This is a genomic window from Paenibacillus sp. FSL A5-0031, assembly GCF_001956295.1.
In the GTDB taxonomy this organism is placed as follows: Bacteria; Bacillota; Bacilli; order Paenibacillales; family Paenibacillaceae; genus Pristimantibacillus.
In genome coordinates this window covers 32,393-45,456 of sequence record NZ_MRTD01000018.1, presented here as the reverse complement: position 1 = coordinate 45,456, position 13,064 = coordinate 32,393, and the positions used below count along the sequence as shown (strand labels likewise).

At 47.1% G+C, this 13,064-nt stretch carries 6 protein-coding genes; 1 reads left to right on the top strand and 5 read right to left on the bottom strand.

From position 1 onward, the window contains the following. Positions 1-22 precede the first annotated feature (22 nt). Positions 23-1,432, bottom strand: coding sequence for an ABC transporter substrate-binding protein (locus BK120_RS26150; RefSeq protein ID WP_076270451.1), 1,410 nt, complete (start codon positions 1,430-1,432; stop codon positions 23-25). A 361-nt stretch (positions 1,433-1,793) separates the two neighbouring features. Between BK120_RS26150 and BK120_RS26145 the strand changes: the two genes are divergently transcribed. Beyond that, the gene (locus BK120_RS26145) at positions 1,794-2,684 is read left to right on the top strand and encodes an AraC family transcriptional regulator (RefSeq protein WP_076270450.1); all 891 of its coding nucleotides are present in this window, start codon (positions 1,794-1,796) and stop codon (positions 2,682-2,684) included. 203 nt (positions 2,685-2,887) lie between these two features. Here BK120_RS26145 and BK120_RS35535 read toward each other — a convergent pair whose 3' ends face one another. The 4 genes from BK120_RS35535 to BK120_RS26125 form a co-directional block, all read right to left on the bottom strand. Continuing rightward, entirely contained in the window at positions 2,888-9,094 is a 6,207-nt protein-coding gene (locus BK120_RS35535) for a glycosyl hydrolase family 95 catalytic domain-containing protein (RefSeq protein ID WP_076270449.1), read from the bottom strand. A 118-nt stretch (positions 9,095-9,212) separates the two neighbouring features. After that, the gene (locus BK120_RS26135; protein WP_076270448.1) at positions 9,213-10,229 is read right to left on the bottom strand and encodes an ABC transporter substrate-binding protein; all 1,017 of its coding nucleotides are present in this window, start codon (positions 10,227-10,229) and stop codon (positions 9,213-9,215) included. Positions 10,230-10,292: 63 nt separating this feature from the next. After that, positions 10,293-11,288, bottom strand: a complete 996-nt coding sequence (locus BK120_RS26130) for an ABC transporter permease (protein WP_076270526.1) — start codon at positions 11,286-11,288, stop codon at positions 10,293-10,295. Between the two features lie 25 nt (positions 11,289-11,313). Then, a complete protein-coding gene (locus tag BK120_RS26125; RefSeq protein ID WP_076270447.1) occupies positions 11,314-12,822 on the bottom strand; it encodes a sugar ABC transporter ATP-binding protein in 1,509 nt (502 codons plus the stop codon). Between the last annotated feature and the right edge of the window lie 242 nt (positions 12,823-13,064).

The window sequence follows — 13,064 nt, the reverse complement described above, 5'->3', positions numbered from 1 at the left end:
TGGCGGTCATTCCTTTTATCCGTTATTTATTGCCTGTATGAGCCGCATTCAAAGCATCGAGATTTTTGGTTATGGCTTCCTTCGCGGTCGTCTTTCCGGTCCAAACATCCCCCAGAGTTGATCCGAGCAAGGTGTTAAAGTCCGTTGTATGATTTGTATAGAACCATGAAGCAGGTCTCGCAGCGGAGGATTGCGCATAATCGACTACCGCAGACTTGTATTCGTCATACGGAGGGAAGTTCGGATTGTCGACCCATTTATGGGTGAGAGTTTCATCCGTATACCACTTTTGGAGCGTTGGCATCCAAATGCCTGATGAGATGAGCCCCCAGTTGTTTTCTTCGGAATTGTACCATTTGAGCCATTCCATCGCTTCTTTCGGATGCTTGGTCTGGGAGAATACGACATTGGCGCCGCCCGTGTTTAAAGTAACCTTTTCCTTCATATATGGCAGTACGGCAACGCCATAGTTCAAACCTTTCTCCTTGGCTGTATTCAAGCTGGTTCCTACATTCCACGCACCATTTGTGGCCATGGCAACCGTTCCTGCAATGATAGTGCGCTGAATGCCATCATCGGTCTGGCCAACCGACAACGGGGCAACATGATCTTTCAAGTATAGATCAGCAACTTTCTGAATCGCTTCCGTACTGGCATCTTCTCCGATTCTCACTTCGTTCCCGTCACTTGAATAGAAACCGCCGCCATTGCTAAGCGCCCAGGTTTCCAGCTGCCACGGTAGATTTTCAATAGAGGCGCCATACTGAACGATACTCTGCGATTTAAAACCATCCTCGTCAGGATGTTTGCCATTCTTGTCAACCGTCAGCTTCTTGGCCGCAGCTACGAATTCATCCCATGTCCATGCTTTATCCAGTGCGGATGGTGGATAAGCCACATTCGCTTTGTCAAACATGTCTTTGTTGTAATAAAGGAGGAGGATTTCATTGGCAGCAGCATAGGCTACCGTTTTGCCTTGATATTTGTAGGCCAAGCTATCGAGCGGCTTGCTGTCGCTTCCATCGTACATGGAGCTCACATCATTCAACATGCCGTCGGAGGACCACTGGATGACGCCATCCTCCTTCAATATCCCCGTATCCGGCAATTGGCCTGCCGTTGCCTGTGTATTCAATTTTGTCATGTAGTTTTCCCAAGGAATCGCTTCCACTTTTACTTCGATTTTGTCTTGGAAAGCATTAAACTTGTCTGCCGCCGCCTGGACGGTTTTCCCTTCTTCTTCGCTACCCCACATCGAATACGTAATCTTGACCTTCTCCGTTTTGGAAGGCGAATTCTCCGGTTTACTTGTAGCCTCTTCTGCCGATGGTGTTGTATTTGTCTCTTTGTTACCATTGTTCCCACAGCCTACTGCACTGAATGTCAGTGCAGCCAAGATTAGACCTACCCCAAGTCTCTTTCCTACTTTCATTGCCCCGTTCTCCCTTCATCAATTAAATGATGTTAAATGCTAATCGTTTGAATGAAACGTTTAGCCTTTCTACGCCTGACCAAACCGTCGTGTTTTTCCGTTGCAAGATGACATGATTCAGGAAAGCGCTTTAATAGAATTGTGACATGAAGTACCTTGAAAAAAAACAACATTTTCCAACCTGATTTTTAATATTTTCAACCTTCGTTCTTACGCCGCCGACTTCCCGATATCGGGCAATCGAACTTATGCCAGATGATCAGCAGGAAACTCTTTATTTAAAAGACAACTATGAAGTATTATAAAAATAACAATATTTTCTACCTTGATATTCACGATTCCAATCTTAGGAGGAAACAGTGTGGACTCTACGATTCTTCATTTTATCTCACCACCGATTCCCTATTTCGTGGATTGCGGTTATGCCTATTACGAGGTAGGAGATACCCATATCGACCGAAATTGTATCAATGTATTCGATCTGATTGTCGTCCGCAAAGGGGTTCTCCCCATTGCCGAAAATGACCATACCTGGGAAGTCAATGAGGGAGAAGGACTCATCCTTCTCCCGAATGCTCATCATTACGGCAACGCTCCCTGCAAAGCCGATACGGAAATCATCTGGATTCACTTTCAAACGTTCGGCAGCTGGCAGATGTGCCGAGATATGAACGAATGCCAGAGCAACCAGCTGGAACTGATCGAGGAACACAAAAAGCTAGCGTATGTCAATCACGCCGATGTCTGCTCCATCTTCCTTCCCAAGCACATGAAGCTGTCGACGAAAGCGTTGGAGGCGCTTGAGACCTTCTTTCAGCAGGAGAATGAACCGCAGTCGCTTCGGAACTGGAAGCGGCAAGTTTCCTTCCAGTTATTTTTGCAACATTTGGATCGCGAGCTCGCTTCCCCCACGAACGCCACCGCGATTCAGCTCGCCGAGCAGATCGAACTGTTCATCCGCCAGAACTATGCCAGCGATATCACGAACTCGGTGCTGCAAAAGAAGTTGAACTATCACCCCAATTATCTGGCTAAGGTGATGCTGAAAATGTACGGAATGACCCCAATAACCTATCTACAATATTACCGGCTCGAACAGTCCAAACGGCTGCTGCTGCAAACCTCCAAATCTATTGCCCAGATCGCAGATGAAGTTGGCTTCCATCATATCTCGCATTATTCCACCTGTTTCTCCAAGAAAGAAGGTCTCTCTCCCTCAGGCTTCCGCAGCAAATTTGCCAAGAAACGCTAGATGCAGCGAATTTAACCACGCATGATGTTTTGACAACTGGCGCGCAAAGGATTCATGGTAACTAAGTAGGCATGAGCCCAATCATTGGTTTTTCCTAACTTTGCTGTGGGCATAATTTACCATACGCGCTCTTGTGATTTCACAAATAAAAAACACGCCCTCTATTGGCGTGTTTTTTATTTGTGCATGGTGAAGCACGAACATTATTTGTTGTAAATTCTGTAGAGCAGCACCGCCGTCTCGGCTCTTGATGCATATCCAAGTGGATTGATGTTATTGCCGCTTCCGTTGACGATTCCGTTCTTGACTAGGGTAGCAATGCTTTGTCCTGCATAATCTGCAATATTGTCTTTATCGGAGTACGCATTCACATCAGCAGAAGTGCCTGCAAGCAAAGGCTTGTTGGCGAATGCCATCGCCCTTTCGATAAGAACCATCATATCCTGCCTTGTAATCGTCGCATCCGGATTAAACTTTCCATCGCCCATGCCGGTAGCTATGCCGATCTTCTTGGCTACGGCTACAGCTTCCGCATAATAAGCTACTGGATTCACATCAGAGAAGTTCCCTTCTGTTGTCGCGCTTAAGCCTAAGGCATTGACCAAAAGAAGAATGAAATCCGCTCTTTTAATTGGTGCGTCAGGTGTATATGTGTCAGTCGATGTACCGTTGATGACCCCTTTAGATGCTAAGACTTCAATCGCTTGCTTAGCCCATCCAAAGTTGGCAATATCGGTGAAGCTTTTCTTAACGTAAGCTATTGCAAAATCTCCGAAAAGCGTTGTGGTAAACGTGACAGTACCTTTGACAGGGTCGTACTTTCCTGTTGGTACAGGGGTGACCTTGCCTGTCTCATCAATACCCCATACAACAATATGTTCGTGATCAGACAATTCAGCTGGCGAAGGCGTATAAGGAATCGATACCGTTACCGGTGCACTTGGATTGCTCCAAGACTTTGTAACACCATCCAGCTTGAGGTCAATTCCGATTACTGGTCTTGTAGATAGATTGGCCTGATCAGCAGCATCCAGTTCACTTGCATCCTTTTTCGTAATCACAATCGAAACGTTATGCGCTCCAGTCGTTTCAATCGTGCCGAGCATAGCTGCAGATACCGTGACAGTTCCGATTGGAGTCGTAATCTCGACTGTGCTAGTCGAATCTCCTGCTTTAAAGGCTGCTATTGGAACCGTAACATTATAGGCATTAGCGCCGTTAACGCTCGGGATCTCAATATACAATTGCTTGGAAGCATCCCTTGCTTTACGGAATGTCTCCGAATCAATGACGGTCGTTGCCGTGCCCGATGAATCTATCGAAGGTACAGGAGCCTTGATATGATTCGGTTTAGTTGTGACTGGAGGTGGCACCGATCCTCCATCGCCGCTTCCACTATCACCACCGCTTCCTGAACCCGAGGTAGTGGTTACGGATGTCGATGGTCCGTCAGTACTCCAGTTATTCTCTGCATCGCCCGCTTCAACCTTGAACGTATAGGTCGTGCTCGCAGATAATCCAGCCACGTCATAACTATTAATATTTCCTTGCAACGTAGCCAAAAGTTCCGTTCCGTTATACACTTTGTAACTTGTCACTGCAACATTGTCTTCTGCATTAGTCCAGTTTAGTGTGACCTCTTTGGAGCCTACGTTTGTTGCCTTGAGCGAGCTGCCTGCAGGCCATACTGGTGCAGTTGTATCACTAGGCGTTGTTTCGTCCGGTAACGTTGTAATTACGGCGACCGGTCCATCTATGCTCCAGTTATTGTCTGCATCGCCTGCTTCGACCTTAAACGTATAGGTCGTGCTCGGCGATAGCCCATTAAAGGAATAACTATATACGCTTCCTGTTACCGTGCTCATGAGGTCTGTTCCATTATATACTCGATAACCCGCTACTTCATTATCGCCAGCTGCCGGTGTCCACGTCAGTGTCAGCTCGGTACTGCCTACATGAGATGCAGTAAGCGTGCTTCCCGCAGGCCAGCTCGGCTGCACTTGTACGGGATTAGCCTCCAACTCAATAGGCAGCACTAGGTCAGTATCCACGCTAAAGCCAGCGCTTTGCGAAATGAAGCCAACCTTGCTCACGGTATACGTATACGCTCCTCCTTCCGGCAATCGGAAGGATTTGCCATCGCCTGCCGAGCTGTACAAGTATCCTTCGGAATCCTCCACCGTAATGACAGCGTCAGCGGGCGAGACATCGAACGAAATGTCACGGTAAACCGTAGAGTCGTCATTCGCCTGCAATACATTTAAAGTGGCATAGGATAAGTTAAAGCCGGTTTGCGGCCAGAACAAATAAACGTCTTTTACCTCGTTAGTCTCCGCAATTTCAATTTCCGAAGTAAACACCTCTTTAAGCTGCTCCCAACCGTCTGTCGTTCCACTAATATTCAGCGTCGCGACTGTCACAGCTTCATTCACAGTCCCTACATCCGGTTCAGCGATGCGAACTTGGATTTCTCTCGTGGCGGTAGACGGTGAAGCATATCCGATCATGACATTTTGAATGCCATCCTTTAAATCTACTTTGTTGAACTTCAACCAGCCGTTGGAACCAAGGAATTGAACCCAATCGTTATTGAAAGTCATCTTTCCGTTAGAGCCGCTTCCGCCGGATTCCGCATTTCGATCAATCCCTCTGAGCTTGAGGGGCTGAATCGTGCCAGAGACTAGTCGTACTGGAAGATGCTTCGTCCATTGCGGCTCTTTAGTAGATGTGGCACTAACTACGATATCCTGCGTACTTGCACCTTCTTTAACCGACAGTTTGCCATCGCTGCTGATCTTCACTCCCGAATAGTTTCCGCCTAAGCTCCATTTCACGTTGCTGCTGCCCGTTTCGGTCGAACCGTCACTATAGGAAATCGATGCGGTATAGCTCACATCCGTTCTTCCTGTTGCTGGCAGGCCAACCAATGTACTTCCCAAAATGTTTATCCCCGCAATTGCGGCGTTATCCTTGCTTGTGAAAAATTGCAAAGACTTCAGATTGCTAGGACGTGTAAAAGAAAGATACAGATCATGCGTACCGCTTACGGTATAAGGCAAGCTGGCGGATAACGTTTTGTATATCCCCATGTCACCGGTGTTGTCTGCAAGTATGCTCGCAATGACCGGGGAGGTAGGGCTGTCCAGCCTCAGTTCAATGTTGCCCAAATCCTCAGGGACCTTCTTGTTCGAGCTGACCTGAAGGTGAACCTTGTTTGCTCCTTCATTGCCGAATTGAAGATTTTTAAACATGGCATAATCTCCGGCAGCTGCCTCTTGCAGCGCTGTAGAGCTCTTGTTTATTCTGCCGTAAAGGATATCCGCATCGACCGCATTCATGATGACGTAAGGATTATGCGAAGCTGCAGCATCTTGAATGCCACTAATCACATATGTATCACCCTGCTGAGCTGAGATAACAATCGTATTGTCATCTATAATGCTAAAATCGACTGGAGTATTGCCATTCATGACGGTAGCCGTGCTGATGTTAGCCCCTTTGATCGTGATCGGCCCGTTCGTACCCGGCTTCAGAACCGCTGATGTGAGGCTGGCCTGATCCCATGCCATGTCAATTTCTACATTCCCTCTAGCTTTCAAACCCGACACGCTGCCCGTACTCCATTTCGAAGGAAGCGCCGGCAATAACTCAATCGCCCCTCCTTGGCTTTGCAGCAACATCTCGGTCATCCCAGCTGTTGCACCGAAGTTGCCGTCAATCTGAAACGGCGGATGAGTATCGAATAAGTTGCTAAGCGTAGATTCATATAATATCTCCTTAACCAGCTTCTGTGCGCGATCGCCGTCACGCAGACGCGACCAGAAGTTAATCTTCCATGCTTTGCTCCAACCCGTACCTCCATCTCCCCGAGTATTCAAGGTAACTTTCATCGCATCAACATATTTGTCTTCTTCTTCGCTTCGTCCTGCTACAATTTGCGAACCTGGGTGAAGCCCATACAGGTGGTTCGTATGACGGTGGCCGTTGTCTCCTGTAAGGTCCATGTTCACTTCGTCCTTCCACTCCATGAACTGCCCGCCAAGACCAATTCTAGAACCTGCAAGTTTGGACTGTGCCTTCATAATTTCATCCAATTCCTTGCTATCCATGTTCAAGACTTCACTAGCTTTAATAACTTCCTCAAATATTCCCCAAACGACCGCTTGGACCTCAGTCGCACCCAAAGAATAAGGACCGTGCTCTGGAGAGTAAGAGGGGTTCGCAACTAATGTGCCATCGCGCGTGTCCTCCCACAGGTTGTCTACCCAAAACAAAGCGGCTTCCAGCATAACGCTGTAATTATCGCGAAGAAATGCTTCGTCCATCGTAAATTGATAGCGCTCCCATATATTCTGGGCAAGCCATGCTCCATCTTCAGGTGAGAAAAATGCTCCGCTTACCGCAGGTGCGGTATTGCCCCAAATATTATTCTCGTGATGCGTCGTCCATCCTCTTACCGGATCGCCTGCGGGTGTGACATAGCCATGCTGAGCGCTAATTCTTCCTCTAGGCACTAAGCTCTGAATATATTCGATCAGAGGAACATGGGTTTCTGATAGATTCGTTTGCTCCGCAAGCCAGTAATTCATTTGCAAGTTAATATTGACGTGATAGTCTGCACTCCACGGCGGATTAGTTCCAGCAGCCCATACACCCTGCAAATTGGCAGGCAAAGAGCCTTCTCTTGAAGATGAAATTAATAGATATCTGCCAAACTGATAGTATAGCTGCTCCAAATATCGGTCTTCCAAAGGCTGATTGGTTCTTGCATATCCTGCTAACAGCTCATCCGTAGGCTTGTTAGGGAACGGTGCATTCATCAAGTTGAGATCAACACGGTCAAATAAATTTTTGTAATCGTTGACATGCCTCTCATATAGCTGGTCATAGCCTTTCTGTGCAGCTGCTTGCAGTCTATCACTAACTGCGGTGAGCGGATTCACTCCTGTAAAATAATCAAATGAATCGTCCATGGACTGCTGATAGTTGGTGCCAGAGGTCATCAGAATTAAGATCGAATCTGCGTCTTGTACTAAGATTCCATTATTTTCTGCAACCATAGTTCCGCCGGTAGGAATTACCTTCATTTGCATAGCAAAATGCAGCGTGTTGTCAAAGTCATTAGCCGCATTGGCCTTATTATGGTCGGCTGGCCAGCCCGTCATCGTAATCGTGTCTCCTAGTGAAGAGATCGTCTTGCTAGTCTGTGCCGATGTCACGCTGACGAACTGATTGAATTTACTTTCGTCCGTAGAGCTGAGACGTATCGCCATCACATTATCGGGATAATTGACAAGGTATTCTCTTTTTATTCCTGCGCCGCCCTGATTGTAGGACACACTTGCAACAGCGTTGTTAAAATCGAGCTCACGCTTATAATTGGTAGGATGATTATCCTGCGGAAGAGTGCTTTCGTCGAAAATGATTTTTAATTCCGACATTTGCAGAGCTTGATTGGTTCCATACAAAGAAGTGATGTTCAGCTTAAAAAATTTGTACGAGCCGGGCACGTCTAATTCAAATTGCTTAGTTTGTTTCCGTCCTGCCAGATCAAAATCGCTTACAGTATCGATTATCGAATAACTCACTCCATCATTGGAGGCTGAGATTGTCCAGCTTTTCGGATCTCTCGGCTGAGAATCGTTGCCCGTTGTAATGGAATAGGACTTCGTCGTCATGTTCTTATCATATTCCCATTCAATCACATACTCCTTGGCTCCTTGGTGACCATCGGCAAAATATTTGGTATCCGTATTATTATCGAATAATTTATCTACCTTCTCACCAGCGTTTTTTGTGTTGTCTTGGGCAGAAAAAAACTTTGTAATGGTCGGTCTTAGGGATTTTACATCCTGCAGCCATATGGAGCCCAATTCCTGATAGGATCCAAAATTTTTCTTCGTCCCGATCAGTCCGCCCGTCTCTGTAGATTCCACTCCATTAATTAATTTTTTAATCGAATCACTGTTCCTATAGTCACGGGCAATCACTTTGCCATTCTCATCCTTATAAGCAGGGGTTCCTGATGAAAACTGTGTCATCAAATCCTGTAGTTCGGTTCTCGCTTGCTGCAGAAGAGCATGCTTCTGTTCAGCAGTGTCTTTATGCCCGCCGTTATAATCGGGGTTGGCGCCGGGGCCGCCAGACCAAAGGGTCTTTTCATTAATTAAAATTTGATCCTTATCGACGCCTCCAAAAACCATCGCTCCCATATAACCATTCCCGAGCGGAAGCGCTTCGGATTCCCAGTTCGTTGCCGCTTTGGTATACCAAGACTTAAGCGGCACCGGATCTGTGATTGGATTCGCCACTGGGCTCGCAGGATCCGCGTAAGAAGAAACAGGCAAGTAAGTGAAGCTTGTCACGGTCAATACGATGGCAAGAGTAGAACTAACAAGCCTTTTTCGCATAGAGCTTCCTCCTCAATTTCCGTTATTTTAATAGAATAAAATGATCGGGACTGTCGCTGAAGGATGAGCTCCTTTACGTACAGCCCCAATATGGCTATGAAATGATTGGCTTATCTATTTATTCGTAAAGAACGGCTTTAACCTCTTCGTTATCGATGTTGGTTTTGTCGTACCATACGAAACCGCTGTCGATAGCGGGTTCAACCGTTTCGCCTTTGGCAGCCGCAACTGCGGCTTTTACCGTTTCATAGCCGATGCCAACCGGATTTTGGGAGATAGCGCCAGCCATCGTGCCATTCTTGATCGCATCGATCTGTGCTTTACCGGAATCATAACCGATAACTGTCACTTTACCGACCGCTTTTGCTTCCATTACTGCATTAATTACTCCAATGGCGGAACCTTCATTTGTACCGAAGAAGCCCTTGAGTTTCGGGTACGCTTGCATAATCGCCTTTGCCGCATCGGTCGATTTGAGATGATCTCCCCCGCCGTACTGAATATCTACAATTTTAATATTTGGGTATTTTTCCTCGATACGCTTCTTGAAGCCATCGCGACGATCGATGCCCGTGCGGCTCGTTTGGTCATGGGCAATAATCGCAATCTCGCCTTCACCGCCGATTAATTCCGCCATTTTATCTGCTGCAACACCAGCGGCAACCGCATTATCCGTTGCTACTGTACTAAGCGGAATGTCACTGTCCACGCCGGAGTCGAATGCAATAACAGGAATGCCGGCGTCTTTAGCCTTCTTGAGCAGCGGGATCGAAGCTTGGCTGTCCAGTGCAGCGAAACCAATTGCGCTAGGCTTTTTATCCAATGCCACTTGCAGCATTTCAAGCTGTTTGTCGACTTGGGATTCAGACTCTGGGCCTTCGAAAGTGATATCCACGTTCAGCTCTGCTGCTGCCTTCTCTGCACCGATCTTAACCGCTTGCCAGAATTGATGCTGAAATCCCTTGGAAATAACCGGAACATACATTTTCTCCGTGTTCGCAGGCGCTTCAGAGCTCGGTTTTTTAGTTGACTCTGGTGCATTCGTAGGTGTATTGCTGCCTCCGTTCGAGCTGCAAGCGCTCATGAATACTACGAGTACCAAAGCTGCCATCATCCATACTTTTCTCATGTTCATATCCCCTTCATCATGAATTATATTTGCATTTATATATAATCTCCGGAGGAGGCTATATCGCTGTTAAGCCTTTCGACGACGCAAAATATCCGCATATACCGCGAGTAATATAACAAAACCAACCACGACCGTCTGCCACTCCTGAGGAACCGACATGATGCGTAAACCGTTCGTCAATACGCTCATAATGAGTGCGCCGATTACGGTTCCCAAGATCGTTCCCTTACCGCCGCTTAGTGAGGTGCCGCCGATGATTACCGCTGCTATCGCTTCCAGTTCGTAACCCGCGCCGAGAGAAGGATGCGCCGTGTTTAACCTTGATGCCATCAGAATGCCGGCAATTCCCGTAAACACGCCGGTTATCGTGTAAATCACGATTTTCCAATTTCGCACATTAATGCCGGATAGACGCGTCGCCTCTTCATTGCTGCCGATTGCGAAGTTGTAACGGCCAACAATCGTTCTGGACAATAAGATGCTCCCGAGGATGGCTGCGATGAAAAAAATAAGGACAGCGTTCGGAATATCGAAGCCTGGAATAAGGTCACCTAATACCGATCCTAATGATATTTCCATAAAAGCTTCATTGTCGGTGAAATAGATCGGCTTAGCTCCAGAGATAACTAATGCTAACCCTTTGGCAATCATCATCATCGCGAGCGTGGCGATAAATGGCGGAATTCCTAGTCTAGCAATCGTAAAGCCTGATAAAAATCCGCATAACGCCCCGGTCAGCAAACCGCCGATAATACCGATTGGAATAGGCAGCCCCCAGATCGTAATGAAGACGCCAGTCATGACTGCGGACAGCGTCATGACCGTGCCAACCGAAAGATCAATGCCGCCCGTAATAATGACGAACGTCGAGCCTAACGCCAGTACGCCAATAACCGCGGTGGAGAGCAAAATGCCAATGAGATTGGAAAAATGAAAGAAATTATCCGACGCGATAGAAAAAAAGATGACGAGCAAAATCAAACTTCCAAATACTAAGAGCTGCTGCAGCCCTGACTTAATCGCAAAATGCGATTTCTGCTCAACCACTGTTGTTTTATTCATGCTTCTCTTCCTTTCCCTCCCGACGTTATCCGATTCGATCTGTTGCATAAGTCATGATCTGCTCCTGGGTTGCGAGATGATCATTCATAAGCTCCCCGGTAATTCTTCCTTCGCACATCACGATGATACGATGACTAAGCCTTAAAATTTCTGGCAGTTCCGAGCTGATCATAATGATCGATTTGCCTGCAGCCGCCAAGTTCTCAAGAAGCTTATAAATCTCGCTTTTGGCTCCGATATCGATCCCTCGAGTCGGCTCATCGAAGATTAGGATGTCGCAGTCCCTCGTTAACCACTTCCCAATGATGACCTTCTGCTGGTTCCCGCCGGATAGAAATTTCAGCTTCTGTTTTATGCTTGGCGTTTTTACCTTAAGCTCCTCAACGATTTGAGTCGAAATCTCATTCATGCGTTTTTCGTTCATCCAAAAACCAGCCCTTGTGAAACGACCAGCCGTTGCCAACGTGGCATTCGTTGAAACATCCATTTCCAGCAGGCACCCAAAGTGCTTCCTATCCTCGCTCAAATACCCAATGCCATGCTTCACGGCCTGATGGGGCCCGTTAATCCGTACCTTGCGGCCATGCACGTGGATCTCACCGGAATCGAGCGGATCAGCACCGAAGATTGCCCGGGCAACCTCCGTTCTTCCTGCGCCGACTAATCCGGCTACGCCAAGTATTTCGCCCTTGCGCAGCGTGAAGCTTACGTTGTGAAGAACATTTCTACGGTTTAGATTACGTACCTCAAGCATGCTTTCGCTCGATTCGTCCTTTAACCGGTTCGTCTTATCCGATTGATAGAGCTCTCGGCCTACCATCATCGAAATAATTTTATCGATGCTTGTATCGGCGGTCGCAACCGTATCAATGTAGCTTCCGTCTCGCATAACCGTGATGCGATCGGTAATTCGTTTCAGCTCCGCCATACGGTGGGAGATGTATACAATGCCTACCCCTTTAGCTCGCAGCTGGACGATAATCTTAAACAATTCCTCAATTTCCGCATCACTAAGCGCGGCTGTCGGTTCGTCCATAATTAACACTTGAGAGTCGTAGGAAATAGCTTTAATGATTTCAACCATTTGCTGCTTGGCGACCGTCAGCTTCGATACAAGCGTGGTAGGATCGATATCCAGATTCATTTGTCTGAGCAAAATGGTGGTTTGTCGATTCATCTCTTTCTCGTCCAGAAACAGTTTTATCGCTTTCCGCGGCTCTTTGCCGATAAAAATGTTTTGCGCGACGGTTAGATCGGCTGCGAGATTCATCTCCTGATGAATCATGCTGATTCCCTTTTTTTGAGCGGCTCTTGTATCCGGAATACGTACTTCCTCGCCCTGATAGAGAATGCGTCCCTCGTCCATCTGATACACGCCTGTCAACACCTTCATCATGGTCGATTTCCCGGCGCCGTTCTCCCCAACAAGTGCGTGTACTTCGCCAGGCCGCAGGTCGAACTTACAATCCTTTAAGGCATGGACCCCGGCAAAGCTTTTCACGATTCCTTCCATTTGCACTAGACTCTCACTCATCGTTTCATCTCCTCTCTCCATATTCATGTTGTTACCGATAACTTTACACGGTTCATTCCGCCACTTACATGTGATTTCTTCTTGTAAGAGTCGAATAATTTTGGGGATTCAACCCATTAGATGAAACTAAACAATTTGTTTTGGACGCTACGCGAGCAGATCATTCTTACGATCGCTGTTGCAGCCAGATTCTTGGATTTGATTAGACATTTAAAGGGTAGAATCCGGCCGCAAAGGCGAAC